The sequence below is a fragment of the Bacillus sp. MM2020_4 genome (assembly GCF_011250555.1).
In the GTDB taxonomy this organism is placed as follows: domain Bacteria; phylum Bacillota; class Bacilli; order Bacillales; family Cytobacillaceae; genus Neobacillus.
The window spans coordinates 112,744-133,862 of sequence record NZ_JAANMZ010000001.1; the positions used below are offsets into that span (position 1 = coordinate 112,744).

Annotated in this window: 22 protein-coding genes; 16 read left to right on the plus strand and 6 right to left on the minus strand. The window is 38.7% G+C overall.

Annotated elements, in window-relative coordinates:
• Window positions 1-12: 12 nt before the first annotated feature.
• On the minus strand, window positions 13-2,157 hold the full coding sequence (locus tag G6554_RS00575; RefSeq protein ID WP_166237703.1) for an ATP-dependent Clp protease ATP-binding subunit: 2,145 nt from the start codon (window positions 2,155-2,157) through the stop codon (window positions 13-15).
• A gap of 190 nt (window positions 2,158-2,347) precedes the next feature.
• Between G6554_RS00575 and G6554_RS00580 the strand changes: the two genes are divergently transcribed.
• Entirely contained in the window at window positions 2,348-3,391 is a 1,044-nt protein-coding gene (locus G6554_RS00580; RefSeq protein ID WP_166237704.1) for a GerAB/ArcD/ProY family transporter, read from the plus strand.
• A gap of 37 nt (window positions 3,392-3,428) precedes the next feature.
• On the opposite strand, the gene G6554_RS00585 is transcribed toward G6554_RS00580, so the two are convergent.
• On the minus strand, window positions 3,429-4,040 hold the full coding sequence (locus G6554_RS00585; RefSeq protein ID WP_166237705.1) for a CPBP family intramembrane glutamic endopeptidase: 612 nt from the start codon (window positions 4,038-4,040) through the stop codon (window positions 3,429-3,431).
• Window positions 4,041-4,186: 146 nt separating this feature from the next.
• On the opposite strand from G6554_RS00585, the gene G6554_RS25655 reads away from it, so the two are divergent.
• Window positions 4,187-4,306, plus strand: a complete 120-nt coding sequence (locus G6554_RS25655; protein ID WP_242637799.1) for a DUF6254 family protein — start codon at window positions 4,187-4,189, stop codon at window positions 4,304-4,306.
• 56 nt (window positions 4,307-4,362) lie between these two features.
• On the opposite strand, the gene G6554_RS00590 is transcribed toward G6554_RS25655, so the two are convergent.
• Window positions 4,363-4,554, minus strand: coding sequence for a YkvS family protein (locus G6554_RS00590; RefSeq protein ID WP_007086967.1), 192 nt, complete (start codon window positions 4,552-4,554; stop codon window positions 4,363-4,365).
• 259 nt (window positions 4,555-4,813) lie between these two features.
• Here G6554_RS00590 and G6554_RS00595 point away from each other — a divergent pair, with 259 nt between their 5' ends.
• The 14 genes from G6554_RS00595 (at window position 4,814) to G6554_RS00660 (ending at window position 18,512) form a co-directional block, all read left to right on the plus strand.
• Entirely contained in the window at window positions 4,814-5,008 is a 195-nt protein-coding gene (locus G6554_RS00595) for a hypothetical protein (protein ID WP_166237706.1), read from the plus strand.
• Between the two features lie 41 nt (window positions 5,009-5,049).
• On the plus strand, window positions 5,050-6,000 hold the full coding sequence (locus G6554_RS00600; RefSeq protein ID WP_166237707.1) for an AAA family ATPase: 951 nt from the start codon (window positions 5,050-5,052) through the stop codon (window positions 5,998-6,000).
• Complete coding sequence (locus tag G6554_RS00605; protein ID WP_166237708.1) at window positions 5,997-7,196, plus strand: DUF58 domain-containing protein; 1,200 nt, start codon at window positions 5,997-5,999, stop codon at window positions 7,194-7,196. The genes G6554_RS00600 and G6554_RS00605 overlap by 4 nt, the downstream gene beginning before the upstream one ends.
• Window positions 7,190-8,389: a hypothetical protein gene (locus tag G6554_RS00610; protein WP_166237709.1), complete on the plus strand. Its 1,200-nt coding sequence runs from the start codon at window positions 7,190-7,192 to the stop codon at window positions 8,387-8,389. The genes G6554_RS00605 and G6554_RS00610 overlap by 7 nt, the downstream gene beginning before the upstream one ends.
• A gap of 70 nt (window positions 8,390-8,459) precedes the next feature.
• A complete protein-coding gene (locus G6554_RS00615) occupies window positions 8,460-9,014 on the plus strand; it encodes a glycerol-3-phosphate responsive antiterminator (RefSeq protein ID WP_166238117.1) in 555 nt (184 codons plus the stop codon).
• A 185-nt stretch (window positions 9,015-9,199) separates the two neighbouring features.
• Complete coding sequence (locus tag G6554_RS00620; RefSeq protein WP_166237710.1) at window positions 9,200-10,024, plus strand: MIP/aquaporin family protein; 825 nt, start codon at window positions 9,200-9,202, stop codon at window positions 10,022-10,024.
• A gap of 32 nt (window positions 10,025-10,056) precedes the next feature.
• Complete coding sequence (glpK, locus tag G6554_RS00625; protein ID WP_166237711.1) at window positions 10,057-11,547, plus strand: glycerol kinase GlpK; 1,491 nt, start codon at window positions 10,057-10,059, stop codon at window positions 11,545-11,547.
• A gap of 185 nt (window positions 11,548-11,732) precedes the next feature.
• A complete protein-coding gene (locus G6554_RS00630; protein WP_166237712.1) occupies window positions 11,733-13,424 on the plus strand; it encodes a glycerol-3-phosphate dehydrogenase/oxidase in 1,692 nt (563 codons plus the stop codon).
• Between the two features lie 319 nt (window positions 13,425-13,743).
• Complete coding sequence (locus G6554_RS00635; RefSeq protein ID WP_166237713.1) at window positions 13,744-14,010, plus strand: phosphocarrier protein HPr; 267 nt, start codon at window positions 13,744-13,746, stop codon at window positions 14,008-14,010.
• Complete coding sequence (ptsP, locus tag G6554_RS00640) at window positions 14,010-15,728, plus strand: phosphoenolpyruvate--protein phosphotransferase (RefSeq protein WP_166237714.1); 1,719 nt, start codon at window positions 14,010-14,012, stop codon at window positions 15,726-15,728. The genes G6554_RS00635 and ptsP overlap by 1 nt, the downstream gene beginning before the upstream one ends.
• A gap of 127 nt (window positions 15,729-15,855) precedes the next feature.
• Window positions 15,856-16,641, plus strand: coding sequence for an SDR family oxidoreductase (locus G6554_RS00645; protein ID WP_166237716.1), 786 nt, complete (start codon window positions 15,856-15,858; stop codon window positions 16,639-16,641).
• Window positions 16,642-16,729: 88 nt separating this feature from the next.
• Window positions 16,730-17,203 (plus strand): hypothetical protein, encoded by a 474-nt coding sequence (locus tag G6554_RS00650; protein ID WP_166237718.1) that lies wholly within the window; start codon window positions 16,730-16,732, stop codon window positions 17,201-17,203.
• A gap of 165 nt (window positions 17,204-17,368) precedes the next feature.
• On the plus strand, window positions 17,369-18,247 hold the full coding sequence (locus tag G6554_RS00655) for an NAD(P)-dependent oxidoreductase (RefSeq protein WP_166237720.1): 879 nt from the start codon (window positions 17,369-17,371) through the stop codon (window positions 18,245-18,247).
• An 85-nt stretch (window positions 18,248-18,332) separates the two neighbouring features.
• Entirely contained in the window at window positions 18,333-18,512 is a 180-nt protein-coding gene (locus G6554_RS00660; protein ID WP_166237722.1) for a hypothetical protein, read from the plus strand.
• Between the two features lie 55 nt (window positions 18,513-18,567).
• On the opposite strand, the gene G6554_RS00665 is transcribed toward G6554_RS00660, so the two are convergent.
• From G6554_RS00665 to G6554_RS00675, 3 genes are all read right to left on the minus strand, one after another.
• On the minus strand, window positions 18,568-19,722 hold the full coding sequence (locus G6554_RS00665; protein WP_166237724.1) for an aminotransferase A: 1,155 nt from the start codon (window positions 19,720-19,722) through the stop codon (window positions 18,568-18,570).
• A 362-nt stretch (window positions 19,723-20,084) separates the two neighbouring features.
• Window positions 20,085-20,285, minus strand: a complete 201-nt coding sequence (locus tag G6554_RS00670; RefSeq protein WP_166237726.1) for a hypothetical protein — start codon at window positions 20,283-20,285, stop codon at window positions 20,085-20,087.
• Between the two features lie 216 nt (window positions 20,286-20,501).
• Entirely contained in the window at window positions 20,502-20,984 is a 483-nt protein-coding gene (locus G6554_RS00675) for a YkyB family protein (protein ID WP_166237728.1), read from the minus strand.
• Window positions 20,985-21,119: the final 135 nt, after the last annotated feature.

Sequence of the window (21,119 nt, forward strand, 5' to 3'; positions counted from 1 at the left end):
ATTATTCTACATTTATGATTCTGTCACCACTTTTATTTCACTATTTTCAACAACAGCCGCTAATTTTCTAGCTTCCGGCTCTTCCAAAATAAAATCAGCAATTTTGTCTTCTATCTGTTCCTGTATGACCCTGCGAAGCGGACGTGCGCCAAAAGCAGGATGATAGCCAAGTTCAGCTAACTTTTCCTTTGTTTCCGTAGTGACGATTATGTCAATATTTTGCTCATTTAATGTCTCTTGTAATTCACTTAGCATTATATCGACAATGGTCAATAGATGTTCTTGGCCCAGTGTGTTAAATTCGATAATATTATCAAACCGATTTAGGAATTCAGGTTTAAAGAAGCTGCCAAGTGAGTCTAGAATACTTGCTTCTTCGATGATTTCATTTGCTCCGAATCCAACGTGAACTGTTTTGTGGCCGACACCTGCGTTACTTGTCATTATTATGACGGTATCCTTAAAGCTGACGATTCTACCCTGACTGTCAGTAAGCCGTCCGTCTTCAAGTATTTGCAGGAACATGTGCTGAACGTCGGGATGTGCTTTTTCAATTTCATCCAATAAAATGATACTATATGGATTTCTACGTACTTTTTCTGTAAGCTGCCCGGCCTCATCATGACCAATGTAGCCTGGAGGTGAACCAATTAGTTTTGACACACTGTGTTTCTCCATATATTCACTCATATCAAGACGGATCATAGAATCTTTGGTGCCAAATAACTCTTCGGCAAGAGTCTTAGTTAACTCTGTCTTACCAACCCCAGTTGGGCCGACAAAAAGGAAGGAGCCGATGGGACGATGTTTAGATTTTAAACCGGCACGGCTGCGTCTAATCGCCTTTGCCACTTTTTTAACAGCCGTTACTTGACCGATAACCTTAGAGTTTAGATTTTCTTCCAATGATTTCATTTTAAGCTGTTCATCCTGCTGCAGTTTTCCGACTGGAATTCCTGTTTTTTGTTCGATTATTTCTTGAATATGGGAGACAGTAACAATCGGTCTTTCTGAACTAAAATCATTATTTAGTTCCTTTTCTAGTTTAGCCTCCTCATCTCTCAGGATTGCAGCCTTTTCATATTGTTCACTTTTAAGAGCATCCTCTTTTTCAACTGAAATTTCATTGAGACGTGACTCAATTTGCTCATTGTTCTTATAATCGGAAGTTAGATTTAGTTTCGATCCGGCCTCATCAAGCAAATCGATTGCCTTGTCGGGTAAGAAGCGGTCTTGAATATAGCGCTGTGACAATTGAACACAGGCCTTAATTGCTTCCTCAGAATAGGTGACTTCATGGTAATCTTCATATTTCTTTTGAATTCCTTTTAAGATTTCAATTGCCGCCTCTGAGGTTGGTTCAAGGACATGCACAGGTTGGAAGCGGCGTTCTAATGCGGAATCCTTTTCAATTTGACGGTATTCCTTTAATGTTGTTGCCCCGACTACCTGTAGTTCGCCCCGTGCGAGCGCAGGTTTTAAAAGGTTACCCGCATCCATGGAGCCTTCGGCAGAACCTGCACCAACAAGCAAATGAATTTCATCGATAAACAGAATGATATTTTTTTGCTCCTGCAATTCAGAAATTAATTGCTTCATTCTTTCCTCAAATTGTCCGCGAATCCCAGTATTGGCAACAAGGGAGGCAACATCTAGCAAATATACCTCCTTATTACGTAATTTGCCTGGGACATCGCCGTTTGCAATTTTAATAGCAAGTCCCTCAGCAATAGCGGTTTTTCCGACACCAGGTTCCCCAATTAAAACCGGATTGTTTTTGTTTCTTCTGTTCAGAATTTCGATTACTCGTTTTATTTCTTCATCACGGCCAATGACAGGGTCAATTAGACCTGCCTTTGCCATCGTGCTTAAGTTCCGACCGAATTGATCGATAAAGCCGCCATGTTCTGTTTTTCGCTCACCTTGAGGTGGTTGTTGTCCTGTCATATCCTGACCGTATGGCATGCCATTTGACATAAATAGGTTTTCAAAAGGAAAGTTTGGGAATGAATTCATATTCTGACCAAAACCAGCCCCTAAAGCTTGTTTTTCTCTTTTGTAGCATTCATGACAAAGTTTTATTTCCTTATGTTGACCGTTAAGATTCATCGTTAATTGGATATTTGCATGATTTTGATTACATTGTTGACAAAGCATTGAACATAACCTCCTTGGTTTTGTGCTTTTATCAATTTGACTTTGACTATCTTTGATCTTATGACCATAGTATACTCTGACCTTTTTTGACTTTCAAGTAATTTGCTTATAGCAATCGTTGCCAATTAAGGAAAAAAGCTCGTCTTTGTTTGTCCCTATAATCATATATTGATGATGAGGGGGAGATGGTGTGAAGAAGAATTGGACGCAAGCTTTTCAAATTGCGGCAGTCTATGTAGGTACAGTAGTTGGAGCTGGATTCGCCACTGGGAAAGAAATCGTAGAATTCTTTTCGCGATTTGGTTTCTTCGGCTTTATTAGTATATTAATGAGCGGCTATCTTTTTGTCAGTATTGGTTCAAAGATGATGAGAATGGCGGCACATATTGAGGCAAAATCCTACCAAGAATTTAATGAGCACCTATTTGGAAAATGGGCGGGCAGTATCATCAATTTCTTTATGTTATTCATGCTCCTTGGTGTAAGTGCTGTCATGTTGGCCGGCGCCGGTGCCGTTTTTGAGGAACAGCTCGGCTTGACAAAAAATCTTGGTGTATTTCTAACCATATTTCTTTCGTATCTTGTCATGCTTGTGGGCACAAAGGGTCTTTTTGCGGTAAATACGTTCGTCGTTCCCTTAATGATTACCTTTAGCTTAATCTTGATGTTTTTATCACTAGGAATGCCGAACTTTTTAGATCGCTTTTTATTTATACCACCTGCTACAGACGGCTGGAAGAGTGTGATTGCTCCATTTTCCTATACGGCCTTAAATTTGGGATTGGCACAAGCAGTTCTCGTTCCTGTTGCCACTGAGGTTAAGGATGACTGGACGATAAAATGGGGAGGTATTCTGGGAGGACTTGCGTTAACACTTATTTTAATTGGCAGCCATTTTACATTAATCATGCTGCCTAACCTTGAATTGTATGATATCCCAATGGCCATTATTATGAAAAACGTAGCCCCGTTTTTATATTGGATATTTGTACTTGTGATCTTTGGAGAAATCTTTACTTCTGTAATTGGAAATGTTTTTGGCCTTGATAGGCAGTTGCAGCAATATATCCGTATTCCAACGCTTGTATCGGTTACGGTCATTTTTACTGTTTCCTATCTCATTAGTTTGGTGAATTATAGTACGTTGCTTTCCTATTTATATCCATTGTTTGGCTATATTTGTATGACCTTTTTTATATTATTATGGATGAAACCATTTACACCAAGGAAGTAATAAAGGAAGAAGCAGCTGTGAAATCACAGCTGCTTCATTATGTTAAAGGAATAATGATAAAAATCATGAGATCGAAGATGATATGGGAAACAATCACAAGCGGCATGCTTTTTTTCCAATAATAAAGGAAACCCCATACGCAACCTGAGACAAAGGCCGCAAAGACAAGCAAAAATGAGCCTGCGTAAATATGAACAGATGCAAAAAGTACTGCTGCTAGTAAAATACTCCACAGGGGTTTAAAGTTCTTTAATAAACTTTTCTGAATAAATCCCCTCCAGAATAGCTCTTCACCAGGCGCGGCAACCAGCACGAGGGCAATGTATTGCCAAAATACATGTGGAGCATACCAACGGTACAGTTTTTTTATTGGTTTTTCAAACGGTAGGTGAAGAATTTGAATGGTTTGGTATCCTATCCAAAAAAGTAGATATAACAATAGACCGGAAAGGACGCCTAGAAACAGATATTTGATAAAGGATGCTTCATCATCCACATCCCCTTGAAACATGGCAAATGCTATTAATACAAGTACTGATCCAGTAAAAATGTACCAAAAGATTACTCGATCATGAAATGAAAAAAATAGTAGAGCATGTGCCAGAATTAGGCCAGCTAGAAGGCGAATGTTTAAAATGTTTTGCTTCATTATGTTTTTCCCCTTTGGAACTCAATAAAATATACTTTATCAAAAAATAGATGGAAAAGGAAATGATTGCATTAAACATTTTAACCAATTCTTATGATAAGAACCTGAAAAGAAGAAAAAAATAAGTGGGAAGGGAGTGAAAATCTATGAGTAAATCACGTAGCGAACAAGAAAGAGAATGGACTGTTAGGAAACAGGATCAAAATCCTCATGGGAAAGTAAAATCCTTGAGGCAGCTGTCAAAGGAAACAGAACAAGTAAAATAGCTTAATCCGTTGAAAACAGAAAAAGGCAGTCAATGTCTGCCTTTTTCCCAAAACGATTACATATAAGCGCTTTCTTTTACGACTTTATAGTTTTTATGGTTGACAACTGTCCGCTGATCTAATTCTAAATCACGGTAATTATCCATATAAGTTAAGTCGACTATTACAGAATTTTCATTTACCTTTTCAACAATCCCTTGCAAGCCACCGCGGAATTCTATGATATTTCCTACTTCTGCTATTTTCATTAGTCTCTCTCCTTTGCCTTAAAAACTCTTAAAAACTATTAATAAACCAATTAAATAACAGTTTGCACTACTTTTTTATATTCGTAAAGGTTTTTGTGTGACAATTTGGTTAATTTTTTCAATTTATACTATTATATAATTAAATAAGGTGTTTAAGAATGAAAAGCGCTTTCAATAATCAAATTTGTTGAAAACAGAAAGTGGACTTTTTAGATAGTTGATAGGTTACAATAGATGATGGAAAAGGGGGTGTATTGACATGCAGGAAGAGTTGATTAACGACATATTAAATGGTTTAATGTCGGGAGATCTTTCGGAATATTATGTAAAGAATGATGAATTTATGGAATTTCGAAAGGTTTTAGTAAAAAGAAAAGATTTTAAACATTTCCGTGGTATCGGGCAGCGTGGTGGGGATGTATTGTATCAATACCTTAAAGAACCGAGAAGCTAATCGGATTCTTGGTTGAACACGGTTACGAAGGGGATGAGAAAATGGCCTTACTAGAAAAGATCTCTCAATTAAAGCGGGAGATTGGTAAAGTGATTGTTGGAAAAGAGATAGAAGTTGAATTAATGGCGATCTCGTTATTATTTAATGGTCATATTTTACTTGAGAGTGTACCTGGAACAGGTAAAACACTACTCACAAAAAGCTTTGCTTCCGCCATTGGCGGGAGGTTTTCCCGTATCCAGTTTACCCCAGATGTTCTTCCAAGTGATGTCACTGGGATTCAATTTTTTAATCCAAAGATTCATGAGTTTGAACTGCGCCCTGGGCCCATTTGTGCAAACATTGTCTTAGCTGATGAGATTAATCGGGCAACACCAAGGACACAGTCAAGTTTATTAGAGGTAATGGAAGAGCGGCAAGTAACCATTGATGGTATAACCGTTCCCTTGGAAGAACCTTTTATAGTGATTGCGACACAAAATCCTGTAGAATCCCAACAAGGAACCTTTTCATTGCCTGTTGCGCAAATGGATCGTTTTTTTATCAAGATTAATGTTGGTTATCCCGATTATGAGGATGAAAAAAGGGTTTTGCGAATACATCGCAGGGAAGTAAAAAGGAATACCATAGCACAGGTGTTTTCTCTGACGGAAATTGATCAATTAAAAAAAGCGATTAATGAAATATATATTTCAGACGATCTTGAAGATTACATTTTATCGATTGCAAGAAAAACCCGAGAACATAATAGCATTGAGTTGGGTGTCAGCCCACGAGGAACCTTAGCGCTAATGAAAGCTGCTCAAGGAAAGGCTATATTGAACGATCGTACATATGTTACCCCGGATGATGTAAAGGCGGTTGCTCCATACGTCCTAGGCCACAGAATTATTCTCTCAATGGAAGGGTCATTAACAAAGACATCAGAATCCATTATTGGTGAAATCCTTGTTTCCATCCCTGCACCGGTCGAAAAAGGTGCAAATGAATGAGTTGGAATACGTATTCGATAGAAGATCGGAAGCTTACGGTAATTTCCGGCTTGGCCATTGTTCTCATTATTGTAAGCCTCTACATCCAGTCAAAATTAGTATTGTTTCTTTCCGTCTTTATTCTTACGGTCCTATGCTGTAATCAATTTTATTTAAAAAGAGTCGGAAAGCAGTTGTTTTTCGAAAATATCACTGAAAAACATCGGTATTTTGTGAACGATAAAGGGCAATGGACAATAACGATTCGAAATGAAGGCTACCCCATTTTAAATGCTAAGTTAAAAATATACTTTGATCAATGCGTGATTCCTGAGGGAGAGACCTTGGAGCCCAATCTTTCGCTCAATGAAATTTCTCTTCGATTTTCGATTTTCGCAAGACAAACCAAACAAATCATTGTCCCATTTTCGGCAAACGGAAGGGGAATTGCCCAAATCCATAAACTCGAATTCCGTATCCCAAGTTTATTAGGGTTTGGGGAAACGGTGCTGGAATCTAAATGGTATTTAAACCAGCTGGCTGTAGTTTATCCAGAACCTATTCCCGTTAAAGGATTAAAGGAACAGTTGTCTGTTCATCAAGGAATATATAGTGCCCCTTCCTCTTACTATGAGGATCGATTGGGACCAACAGGTACAAGAGACTATATTTCGTCAGACAGCTTTAACCGTATTCATTGGAAAGCAAGTGCCAGAAAGCAAGAATTGCAAACGATGATCTATGAAAAAATTTCTGAAAAGGGCTGGATGATTGCCTTAAATATCTCCGACGGTCATTCGATAACAGGTAACCTTGAAAAATTGCTTAGTAGTATAACCGAGATGGCATATTTTGCATATAAAAATCAAATTCCTTTTTCCCTCTGCATTAATGTTCGAACAGCAGGAAGTACCCCATTTCTTTATCTTCCAAAGGGAGAAGGAAAAGAGCATTTGCAAACTGTCTTGGAAACCATCGCATCCATCAATAGCCAAAATATAAGTTTACCATATGAACAAATGCTTTCTTTCTATAGTAAACATTTGGAATATCAGCCCATTTTCATCCACGCTGGAATTAGGAGAGATGATACGAATCGATTGCTCCTAAACTTGTCCAATAAAGGTGGGAAATTGTTTAATCTAAAAATTGAAGAGGATCATGGATTACTAAGTGAATTAGATATTCATCATGAACGAAGGGCGCTGTTATGTTGAATCGAGTGGCAGTTATTACCTATTACTTCCTTTTGGAACTAATCTCAGGGATTCTTTTTTTATTTTTATTTTTTATAAATAAAAGGGAGTTACCTCCACTCCATGTATTGGCAGGTTTGTGTGTTGGCAGCATCATCATATTTTCACTACTTCTAGTAAAATATCACAATAGGGGGAAATGGCTTTATTTTGTTACGGTATTTCCAACACTCTTGGTGATTTGCAATCACGCCAATATTTCTCTTTTTAGTGGAGCATGTCTTGGGTTGTTTGTGTTTTGGCGAGGGATTTCCTTGTTGGATGATTTTTCGTTGCATTCCGAAACATTGTTGTTACTGTTGTCGTTTTTCTTTGGATTAGTTGCCATCATCTACGCTGCAATGAGTCATTACCCCTATCAAAGTGAAATAATCTATCTACTAATTGGACAGTTAGTTATTGTCCTTATAGGAGAGTTTGTTAGAAAATGGTATTTGGTCAAGAAGGATCAATCAAAGTTTGTCTTTTATTTTTTACTAATTATTGCAGTAATTACATTAATAAGTATTTCTTTTACAACTTTCCTAAAATATTTTCAACTTCTCTTTTTTGGCATCTTACAGACCATTTTGTTGCTTTTGGCTAGTATTGCGAAACCGCTCTTTGCCATCCTGGAATTTCTTGTTAGTCTGGCGGGGAATGAAAGTAAACCAACAAAAATGATAGAAAGTAGTGATTTACAGGACAAATCGGATAATTACCAAGCTCTCTCCTATGATACGGCAGAGAATATATTGTATTTCATTCTTATCCTTGCTGCCGTTACATTTATCATCTATCTATTTTATAAAAAGAAACTAAAACCCCGGTCGGTTTCAATTGATTCTTCGCTTGTTATTTCCGTTTCTAAAGGGGTGGTTGGAGCTGTGCACACGACGCAATATCACCGAAGAATCAAACCGCCCGAGGATAAAATTAGGAGGGAAATATTTGAATTAGAAAAATATGCCGAAAGGCTAAATTTAGGAAGATTATCTTTTGAAACACTTGAAGAATGGTGGCTAAGGGTGGGACTTTCTGGTTCACTAGAATCGCTTAAAATCTATGAAAAAGTTCGCTATGGCGGTGTTCCCTCATCCCTTGAAGAACAGACCAAGATGAAAACGGAAATTCGCTGTTTGAAGCAGCAATTAAAGGAAATCAAAAAAGCCTGATTGGCTATTGTAATAAAGCCCTTTTCTATTTATGATAGGAGGAAAAGTGCTGGGAAAGGGTTTGAAAGGGATGGAACAAAAGATATTACCTGCTTCAGCAAACATGAAGGAATTCGAACGTTTTTTGCAAAGCTCATACGAAATTGGTGTTTTTCTAGATATGCACGTTGCACAATTAAAAAACATTAACATGATGGCCAATCAAAAAGGAAAGAAAATGATTTATCATGTTGATTTAATCCATGGCATTAAAAATGATGAATTTGCTACAGAGTACATCTGCCAAGAGTTTAAGCCCTATGGTTTAATTTCAACGAAGGCTAGTGTTATTTTAAAAGCGAAGCAAAAAGGGGTTATCGCTGTCCAAAGAATCTTTCTGATCGATACACATGCTATTGAAAAAAGCTATAAGTTGATTGAGAAAACACGTCCGGATTATATTGAAGTGCTTCCAGGTGCAATGCCTTGGATGATTACAGAAATAAAAGAACGGGTTAAAACCCCCATTTTTGCCGGTGGGCTAATTAGAACGGCAGAAGAAGTTCAGGCTGCATTAGATGCTGGGGCAGATGCGATTACTACTTCTAAGAGAGAGCTGTGGGAAGCTTATGTTAAACAAGGTTAAAATAGTAATATACTATTTTATCTTTAAAAAGATGTTGACACCGCTTTCATAACTTTATATAATCTAGTTAACAAGTTAATATCTTTGTGACGGAGATAAGGAGATTCACACAGATGCCCATTTTGGGGTATTTCTGCTGTGAATCTCTTTTTTTTCGTGAATTTATTCAAGGGGAGTGGAGAAAAATGTCACCATTTGTTGGGGAATTGATTGGAACAATGATTCTAATCGTATTTGGTGCCGGTATTGGAGCTGGTTCTTCTTTAAAGAAGTCATATTCCAATAACGCTGGTTGGATTGTTATTACTATTGCTTGGGGGCTTGCAGTCACAATGGGGGTTTTTGCTGTTGGTTCTGTCAGCGGTGCCCATTTAAATCCAGCTGTAACGGTAGCTTTAGCGTTAAATGGAGATTTTCCGTGGTCTGAGGTGCCAGGTTATATTGTTGCACAGATGATTGGTGCAATCATAGGAGCAGTACTTGTTTATTTACATTACTTACCGCATTGGAAGGCGACAGATGATCCGGCTACAAAGCTTGGTGTGTTTGCTACAAGTCCTGCCATCCCGCATACGTTTTCAAATCTTTTAAGTGAAATCTTTGGTACCTTTATTCTAGTACTTGGTCTATTATTTATTGGGGCAAATAAATTTACAGAGGGAGTAAATCCATTAGCTGTAGGATTATTAATTGTTGTAATTGGTATGTCTTTAGGCGGAACCACAGGGTATGCGATTAATCCGGCACGTGATCTTGGCCCACGTATCGCTCACTTCCTATTACCAATCCCTGGTAAGGGTGGTTCCAATTGGGGTTATTCATGGATACCAGTAGTCGGCCCGATTCTGGGAGGGTGTTTAGGAGCAGTATTTTACAAGGCTGTCTTTATTGGAAAAGTGACGGGATCGCTTTGGGTAGTGTTAGCAGTTTTGATCGGTATCCTAATACTTGCATATGCAGCAAGTAAAAAGCAGACTACTGCGATCAATCAATCAGGCCAAGCGGCTTAAAAGATGATAAGTTAAAATGGGGGGGATTTTACATGGAAAAGTATATTTTATCTTTAGATCAAGGAACTACAAGCTCAAGGGCAATCATTTTTAATAAAAGTGGCGAAATTGTTCACACAGCGCAAAAAGAATTTACACAGCATTTTCCAAAGCCGGGCTGGGTTGAGCACAATGCTAATGAAATCTGGGGGTCAATCCTGTCCGTAATTGCCGGGGTTTTATCCGAATCAGGCATTAAACCTGAACAAATTGCGGGAATTGGCATTACCAATCAACGGGAAACTGCTGTTGTCTGGGATAAAGAAACTGGTGATCCAGTTTACAATGCAATTGTATGGCAATCAAGGCAAACAAGTGAAATTTGTGATGAGTTAAAAGAAAAAGGCTATAATGACCTTTTCCGCGAAAAGACAGGCTTACTGATTGATGCCTATTTCTCTGGTACAAAAGTGAAATGGATCCTTGACAATGTTGAGGGTGCACGTGAAAAGGCGAATGAAGGGAAATTGTTGTTTGGAACGATTGACACGTGGCTAATTTGGAAACTCTCCGGCGGTCGTGCTCATGTTACAGATTACACGAATGCATCACGGACCTTAATGTTTAATATTCATGAACTCAAATGGGATGAAGAATTATTAGAAATTTTAAGTGTTCCTAAATCCATGCTTCCGGAGGTTCGTCAGTCCTCTGAAGTTTACGCCAACACTGTTGATTATCACTTCTTTGGCAAGGAAATACCGATTGCCGGAGTTGCCGGTGATCAGCAGGCCGCATTATTTGGTCAGGCATGTTTCGAAAAAGGTATGGCTAAAAATACTTATGGCACTGGCTGTTTTATGTTAATGAATACTGGTGAAAAGGCAGTTCAATCTAAGCATGGTCTATTAACCACCATTGCTTGGGGATTAAACGGTAAGGTGGAGTATGCGCTAGAAGGGAGCATTTTCGTAGCGGGATCCGCGGTTCAATGGCTTCGTGATGGATTAAGATTAATCCAAGATGCTCCACATAGCGAAAAATTGGCTGTCCAGGTAGAATCGACAGATGGTGTATATGTTGTTCCAGCATTTGTTGGACTGGGTACACCATTCTGGGATAGTGATGTCCGTGGGGCAGTGTTTGGTTTAACGCGTGGAACATCGAAAGAACATTTTGTCCGTGCTACGCTTGAATCACTTGCGTATCAAACAAAGGATGTTTTATCAGCCATGGAAGCTGATTCAGGTATCGAACTTAAAACACTGCGCGTCGATGGTGGTGCTGTTAAAAATAATTTCTTAATGGATTTCCAAAGTGATATCCTGAATGTACCGGTAGAAAGACCGATAATTAATGAAACCACTGCACTAGGGGCAGCATACTTAGCAGGGTTGGCAGTTGGTTTTTGGAAAGACCAGGAGGAAATTTCAACACAATGGGCAATTGACAAACAGTTTACCGCAAACATGACAGAAGAAAGTCGTAATGATTTATATGATGGCTGGAAAAAAGCTGTAAAGGCGGCAATGGCCTTTAAATAATAACGATTCTCATTATAAAAGAAGTATGGTATAATGAAAACAAGTTAATAAATTGGCTGGAGAATTCGGAGAGACCACAAAAACATTATCGAAAACGGTAATGTCTTTGTGGTCTTTTCTTATTTCCCCTACCTATATTTCGGCATATTAAATAATATCAGCTTGAAAAACTGGGAGGAATCACGATGAAATTTTCTAATTTAAATCGGAATGAAATTGTCAATAAGTTAAAAAGTGAACAATATGATGTACTGATAATTGGCGGAGGCATTACAGGTGCTGGCATTGCTCTCGATGCCACAGTAAGGGGAATGAATACAGCTCTTGTTGAAATGCAGGATTTTGCAGCCGGTACTTCAAGCAGATCTACAAAGTTAGTCCATGGCGGACTTAGGTACCTAAAACAATTTGAGGTGAAAATGGTTGCTGAAGTTGGGAAAGAGCGTGCCATCGTCTATGAAAACGGCCCACATGTGACAACACCGGAATGGATGCTACTACCGTTGCATAAAGGAGGGTCCTTCGGCAAATTCAGCACTTCGATTGGGTTACGGGTTTATGACTTCTTAGCAGGAGTAAAAAAAACAGAGAGAAGGACAATGTTATCAATCGACGAAACATTAGCCAAGGAGCCACTTATTAAGAAGAACGGTTTAAAGGGGGGAGGCTATTATGTTGAATACCGAACAGATGACGCCCGTCTGACGATTGAAGTAATGAAAGCGGCAGTTAGTAAAGGTGCTGTTGCCTGCAATTATACAAAAGTAATGAAGTTGATCTACGAAAATGGGAAAGTTGTAGGGGTCTTAGTAGAGGATCAGTTGACCGGGGAAAAATACCAAGTATATGCAAAGAAAATTGTCAATGCCGCTGGCCCGTGGGTTGATTCGATTCGTGAGATGGATCAATCAAAGAAAGGGAAGACATTGCAACTTTCAAAAGGGGTTCATCTTGTCATTGATCAATCTCGATTCCCGTTAAAGCAAGCTGTTTATTTTGATACGCCTGATGGAAGGATGGTCTTTGCGATCCCGCGGGCTGGTAAGGCATATGTAGGGACAACCGACACATTTTATGATAAAGATGCGATTAATCCCAATATGACAATGGCTGACCGCAGTTATATTCTTAATGCCATTAATTACATGTTCCCTGATGTGAAAATAAGCGAAAAGGATATTGAATCCAGTTGGGCTGGAGTAAGACCACTTATTTATGAAGAAGGAAAAAATGCTTCTGAAATATCCCGAAAAGATGAAATATGGGAATCACAGTCTGGTTTGATAACGATTGCGGGTGGTAAATTAACAGGGTACAGAAAAATGGCTGAAACTATTGTTGATGTATTAGCAGCTAAATTTAAGCAAGAGGGAGGAAAGCAATACCCAGCATGTGCAACAGTAACGATGCCGATTTCAGGCGGAGATGTCGGTGGATCGAAAAACTTCCATACATTTGTAAAATCTAAAATTGCTCTGGGAATGGAAGCTAATTTAGCCAACGAAGAAGCAGAAGAATTAACAAAAATGTACGGATCTAACGTAGAAGTGGTTTTCAACCTGCTGAAATTAAACAAATCTGATGCGGAAAAATATAATTTGCCGCTTTCCTTGTTAGCAAAGCTTGTATATGCCATTGAAGAGGAGATGGTTGCAACACCAATTGATTTCTTAAATCGCCGAACAGGGGCCATTTTGTTTAATATTGATCTAGTGAATAAATGGAAGAAACAAGTTGTTGATTACATGACTGATAAGCTGAATTGGACGGAAAAGGATAAGAATAAATATTCGTTATTATTAGAGGATGCCATAAAGGCAACCGTAATTCCTGTAGATGAACAAAAAGAATTTCCTCGTGCTGTGGGCGAAATTTAACCAAGAAAGCTGTCGATGACAGCTTTCTTTTTCTATAGTATTTTTTGGATGATAGTAGATGTTTTTGACAGTTTTGTGAACAATCGCGTTCTGGATGTTTTTTAGTTGTTTGAATAAGATGAAAATGCTATTCTAGCATTTGTATGATTGAAAACATGATGTAAAGTCAATACATGTTTATTTTCGTTTTTGGGGAAAATAAGTTGAATAAAATTGATTTTTTTCTCTAGTCAAGTAGTGATTTAGTTGACTAAATGGCGGGAAATGTTTATTTTTAATAAAGCAAGTTTTATTTTATTTTAAAGGAGTTTGATTAAGCATGGCAGAAAAACAATTTAAGGTAATCGCAGAAACAGGTATTCATGCAAGACCAGCAACTTTATTAGTTCAAACAGCGAGCAGATTTGATTCTGAAGTTAATTTAGAATATAAAGGTAAAACCGTTAATTTAAAATCCATTATGGGCGTTATGTCACTTGGTGTTGGCCAAGGTGCTGATATTAAGATTTCGGCTATGGGCAGCGATGCTAACGATGCGTTAAATGCATTAGAAGAAACATTGAAAAAAGAAGGTTTGGCAGAATAATGACTTTTTTACAGGGAATAGCTGCATCAAACGGAATTGCGATCGCTAAAGGCTACCGTCTTGTTGAACCTGATCTATCGTTTGAAAAGACCACCATTGAGGATTCCGCTGCTGAAGTGGAGCGGTTTCAAAGGGCAATGGAGAAATCAAAATCTGAACTTGAAGCTATTCGTGACAAGGCTAAAGTAGACCTTGGTGCAGATAAAGCAGCTATTTTTGAAGCACATCTCCTAGTTCTAAGTGACCCTGAACTAAATGCCCCGATTGAGGATAAAATTCAATCTGAAAAAGTAAATGCCGAATCTGCACTTAAAGATACGGCTGATATGTTCGTTACGATGTTTGAACAGATGGATAATGAATACATGAAAGAACGTGCAGCCGATATCCGTGATGTCACGAAGCGTGTTCTCGCTCATTTACTAGGTGTTCAATTACCAAATCCAAGCATGATTGCAGAGGAAGTAATCATCGTGGCTGAAGATTTAACTCCATCTGACACAGCGCAATTGAATCGTACCTTTGTTAAAGGATTTACGACAAATATTGGCGGTCGTACATCCCATTCAGCCATTATGGCCCGATCAATGGAGATTCCAGCTGTAGTGGGAACAAAGACGGCAACAAAGGAGATTAAAACTGGTGATCTTGTCATTGTCGATGGACTAAAAGGGGAAGTACATATAAACCCAACACCAGAACTTGTTGCAGAATATCGTAAAGTCCATGAAGATTATGAAGTTCAAAAAGCGGAGTGGGCTAAACTTGTGAATGAACCGACAATAACGAATGACGGCCATCGTGTCGAGTTAGCTGCCAATATCGGTACGCCTAAAGATTTAAAAGGGGTAATGGAGAATGGCGGTGAGGGTGTAGGTTTATATCGGACTGAGTTTCTTTACATGGGAAGAGAACAGCTCCCAACAGAAGATGAACAGTTTGAGTCCTATAAAGCTGTCCTAGAAGGAATGGCTGGAAAGCCTGTTGTTGTTCGTACTTTGGATATTGGCGGCGATAAGGAACTCCCATATTTGGATTTGCCAAAAGAAATGAATCCATTCCTAGGCTTCCGGGCCATTCGTCTATGTTTAGAAGAGCAAGGGATTTTCCGGACACAGCTTCGTGCCCTTTTACGTGCAAGCAGCTTTGGAAATTTAAAAATTATGTTTCCGATGATTGCTACATTGGACGAGTTTCGTGATGCAAAAGCGATTCTTGAAGAAGAGAAACAAAAGCTCCTTTCCGAGGGTCAAGCTGTTGCCGACAAAATTGAATTGGGAATCATGGTGGAAATTCCATCTACAGCAGTTTTGGCTGACCAATTTGCTAAGGAAGTAGATTTCTTTAGTATTGGTACCAATGATTTAATTCAATATACTATGGCGGCTGACCGGATGAACCAGCGAGTATCTTATTTGTATCAGCCATATAATCCTTCCATTTTAAGACTAGTAAAAATGGTAATTGATGCTGCACATAAAGAAGGTAAGTGGGCTGGTATGTGTGGGGAAATGGCTGGGGATGAAACAGCTATTCCAGTTCTTATCGGCCTTGGCTTGCACGAATTCTCGATGAGTGCTACTTCCATTTTGAAAGCACGTTCAATAATCAAGAATTTGAAAAAGACCGAAATGGAAAAGCTAGCACAAGAAGTGTTAAATATGCAAACTACTTCACAGGTAATTGAAGCAGTTAAAATAGCAACATCTAAAAACTAATGAAACGAAAAGACCGGCATAATGTGTCGGTTTTTTTGCTATTATTTTTATAGTCACATGTTCCCAAGTATTTCCTTACAATATCTTGTATAATAGAATTAACACTGGAAAAGGTAGGAGTGAAATTATGGAATTGAACTTAAGAGGTAAAACTGCTCTTGTAGTGGCTTCAAGCCAAGGGTTAGGATTTGCTATTGCAGAACGGCTAGTGAAAGAAGGAGCTAATGTGATGATTTCCGGCCGGGAGGAGGAGAAATTGAAACAAAAAGCAAGAGAGCTGGAAACGGTTGGTTCTGGAAAAGTAGCCTATCAAAAAGCCGATATTACCAATCCTGCTGATATTAAAAAGCTGGTAGCTGGTACAGCTGAAATATTTGGTGGCATCCAATTACTAGTCAATAACGCAGGAGGGCCTCCAGCTGCTTCTTTTGAAGAATTGACAGATGAAGACTGGCAAGCCTCCTTTGAATTAAATTTGTTATCTTACGTTCGTCTGACAAGGGAGTCCTTGCCCTACCTAAAACAACAGGGTGGAAAGATTTTAAATATCGCTTCTTCTTCAGTAAAAGAGCCTATTCCGGGATTGATCCTTTCCAACACATATCGAACTGGGATAATAGGACTCTCAAAAACACTTGCATCGGAGCTGGCACCCTATAATATTCTAATTAACACGATTGCTCCTGGAAGGATTGCAACCGACCGTGTTAAGCATTTAGACCAAGTAAATGCAGATAAGCTTAACGTCGAGAGGGAGGCGGTTGAACAACAAATGAAAGCGGGCATTCCATTGAAGCGATATGGAACACCTGAGGAATTTGCCAACGTGGCGGTGTTTTTACTTTCTGATGCTAATTCCTATATGACTGGCAGCTCATTCCTTGTTGACGGCGGTATGATAAAAGCTATTTAATTAAAATCCCCTTCTCCATATTTAACCTTTCTTAACGTTTATTACCAATGTATTTTGGCTATGGTAAAAATATAAGGGAGTGTTACGAATGCGCAAGAATTTTCGAACGGTCATTGTCTTCGTCATGGTTGTAATGGGATCATCCTTTTTAAGTGGGTGTGGAATTCTTTTTTCAAATGAATTAATTGTTAACCGCTATGCCGATGCCCTGCTCACGAAAAATAATGAACTTCAGTTTCGTTTTCGGATTAATAATGAAATATTGGAAGGTCACCAATTATATAAGGTGAAAATCACCATTCATGATGACAAATTGGCTGCAGCAATCGGAAAAAGGGAAATAATTTACGGTGAAGACCAAGTCCTTAATGGAGATTATTTGGAAGTCAAAGGGAAAAGTGAGAAATATATTTTTATGGATCCACTTCCTTTACAAAAAGATTTACATATTCAAGAGTTAAAGAATATGATTGTGAGGGATCAGGCTGTTTCTATTGAAGTATTTAACGATGAAGAAGTTTTTGGACGCACATACTTAACAAATTTTTCTTCAGAGTTATAAAAATGGTTTATTTTTAAACTGTAAAGGACAACATTAGTATGTGCATAAATTTGGAGATGGAGCACGAAAGACCGGACGAGCTGGGGCGTACGGTCTTTTTTATTCCCTTAAAGGGAATGGAAGTGCTAAAATAAAAGAAAAATTAGAATGAAGGGAAGGATTATATTGCTTACTCCAGAAAATACCGTAATTGGTTTTATAGGTACAGGTGTAATGGGCAGAAGCATGGCACTAAACTTTTTAAATGCCGGTTATTCATTAGTTGTCTATTCACGAACAAAAGAGAAAGCAAATGACCTATTGGATTGTGGAGCAGTGTGGGCTGCTACACCAAAAGAGGTTGCGGAAAAAGCAACAGTTATTTTTACTATGGTCGGCTACCCATCAGATGTTGAGGAAGTGTATTTAGGTGAAGGTGGTTTGCTTCGACACAGTAAACCGGGCAGTTATCTTATTGATATGACAACCTCTTCACCATCGCTGGCTGCAAAAATCTACAATGAGGCGGAAAAAAAGGAGATCCACGCAATCGATGCCCCGGTTTCAGGCGGTGATGTAGGAGCAAGGGAAGCAAAGCTCTCCATTATGGTTGGTGGCGAGAAGGAGGCCTTTGAAGCGATTCGTCCGCTACTAGAATTACTTGGGACAAATATTGTACATCAGGGGGAGCCTGGCGCCGGACAGCATACCAAAATGTGCAATCAAATAGCCATCGCTTCGAATATGATCGGTGTCTGTGAGGCCATTATTTATGCCGAAAAAGCAGGATTAGATCCAGAAAATGTCTTAAAGAGTATCACGACAGGAGCTGCTGGCAGCTGGTCATTAACAAATCTTGCTCCGAGAATGCTAAATGGAAATTTTGAGCCTGGATTTTACATAAAACATTTTATTAAGGATATGAAAATCGCTTTAGACGAGGCAGAGCGTATGGAAATGGATGTACCTGGATTGTCGCTCGCGAAATCTTTATATGATCAATTAGCTGAAAAGGGTGAAGCGAATAGCGGTACCCAAGCTCTTTATAAATATTGGCAAAACTAGCTTAGGAATCGGCACAATCTGGTAAGAATAAATTCCTCCTGACTTCAAGAAACTATGATAGAAATCTTGATAGGAGGAATTTTTTATGGCAAAAAGAACGAAAAAAAATGATGCAAAGCAAAAGAACAAAAAGGGTTTTGATTCTGCAGTATTAAACGAAGAATTTGCCCACGAAATGGGATCGGCTGCTGCCAATCAAAATCATAAAGACAAAGCAAAAAAAGAAAAGGCCGCTAAAAATAACGGTGAATATAAGGGACAATAAGCCAATTAGTTCAACAAAAAACCCTCACATCAAATGTTGAGGGTTTTTTGTTGAACTATGAGAAGGTACTGAAATAATGCTCCATTCGATTTAGGCCTTTCTCTAATGAGTCCATTGAACAAGCGAAAGAAAGCCGGAAATATCCTTCGCCATACTCGGAAAATGCGCTACCAGGGACAACAGCTACCTTTGTCTTTTGAACAAGATCAAGCGCAAAATTAAAGCTATTAAACGGAATATGAGCAGGTATTTTAATGAAGAAGTAAAAAGCACCATCCGGTTTAACGACATCCAGCCCCATGGAGGTTAATCGATTCAATACATATGCTCTTCTTGTTAAATATACCTCCTTCATGACAAGTGCGTCGTCAATTCCCGTAGTCAAGGCGTCATAAGCAGCTTTCTGAGCAATAGAATTCGCACAAGACACATTATATTGGTGCACCTTTAAAATATGCTTGGTGATGTTTTCAGGCGCAAATAAAAGGCCAATTCTCCAGCCAGTCATCGAGTGGGATTTGGAGAGCCCGTTGATCACGATTGTCTGTTCCTTTAAAAAGCTTGCAATCGAAGTATGTTTTTGATCAAAAGTGAGTTCACTGTAAATTTCATCTGCTAGGATAAAAATATCCTTATCGGTTAAAAAGTCGGCTATTTCCTTTAATTCCTTTGCTGATAAGCTGACACCGGTTGGATTAGATGGGTATGGCAAGACAACACAGCGGGTTTTTTCTGTAATATACGGTTTGATCATCTCAAGTGTAAAGCGAAAGTGATTTTCACGGATATCGACGTGAACCGGGACAGCACCCATCATGCGAATAATCGGTTCGTATCCGGGGTAAATCGGACCGGGTAAGATTACTTCTACCCCTTCTGACAGAATGGTACGAAAGGCAATATCAATTGCTTCACTTGCGCCCATCGTCACAATTACTTCTGATTCTGGGGCATAGTCTAAATCGTATTTCTTGGCGACAAACTCACATGCTGCTTTTCTTAATTCGAGTGTACCTGCATTGTGTGTATAAGACGTAAAGTCCTTTTCAATCGCAGCAATGCCGGCATCTTTTACATGCTCTGGGGTAGGGAAATCAGGCTGCCCTATGGTAAATGAAATGAGGTCATCGATATGGGCGACCATATTAGAAAATTTACGAATACCCGAGATTTCAATGGTTGTAACTCGCTGATTAATTAAATGCTCCACTTTTGTCCATCCCTTTTCATAAGAATCTCTGTCTACTTTGAATATGTTGATTATAGACTAAAAATCGCGAAGGATTCTACTAATTAAGGTATTCCCATTAGAAAAAATAAAAAACGGTCTCACATTTTTAGGCGATACCGTTTTTTTATGGTATAAGAAATTACAGAATCATTTGTTGTGGATAACTTTGTTTAAGTTTCTGAATCCAGCTCCAGCGCCTAGCCCCTCGGGTCATAAGCCGCCCCGCTGTGGTGGCTGGGGAACTGCCTTCTCGCGGTTCGTCTTATGCCTGTCGGGGCTGACCAAGGCGCTTGCGCTTTTTGTTTGGGGGAGGGGAGTATATATCAAATTTAAGAGTAATATTAATAGCCGTAATCCCAATCAACATCATTTTCATGCCAGAAAACAGGTGACACAGAACCGAATTCCACCGTCTTTTCATCAAGCGTGCAGCTGCAATGTTCACAACCGCATTGCTCTTTGATTTCCTCGAATAAAGAATGTTCAACATCCTCAATAAACGTAATAGTCTGCTCCTGAAAAAGAATGGCTGTTCCTTTCATTTACATACACCTCATTAAAATAATATTTCTTCATCATGAAAAAGTATTGCTTATGACGTAAGTGTACTTCTGATTGAAAGAGACGTCCATTATTTTGTGATGTCGTTCACAAAATTCTCAAGAAGATATTGCAAAAAGGGGAATTTCCATAAAAATCATTGAATGTTGGAAAACGAAAAAAGTCAGGAGCTCTTTTCCCTGACTTTCTGAATTTTTTTAAGAGTATCGCTCGCCTAATTTTTTGAAAATTGGTTTTTGGTAGGCTCGTTTTTTATTTTGGGGATTCGATGGTGGGTTCCTAAACTCAGATAGCCCAGTATAGGATTGTAACATTGCTTTTGCCGTATTAAGTGAGAGTGTTGCCCTTGGGTTTCTGACACTTCCATCTAGTTTTCCAAGATGTGGGAGATCTTGGAAGTCTGATTTAGTAGGAGGGATATGAAAGGTATAGCGGCCACATTCAACAAGTACATCGGATTGCTGTTGACTATTTCGCGGATGTTCAGAAAAATGAAGGCCAATTTTACTTGCCTTGCCCTCAGTAATTAACTTTTTTAGTGCCTCCTGTTTTAATTTGTACAAATATTTGGGATTTGTTGCAGTCTTTGCATGGCGATTCACGATAAAGACAGCTTGTGCGAGGTTATCAATGGATAAAATTAGATCTGTTGGTAGGGGATATTTCTGATCGTGATTCAACGTGTGTTCTCCTTTCATTCTTTCAAACAACTACATTATACCTTTTTTTCTTTTACCTTTCAATTCAGTAAAAATGCAGTTTAGGATAGGTTGTTTACTCATAATATAATGGATAAAGAAAAAACTTTAGTAAAA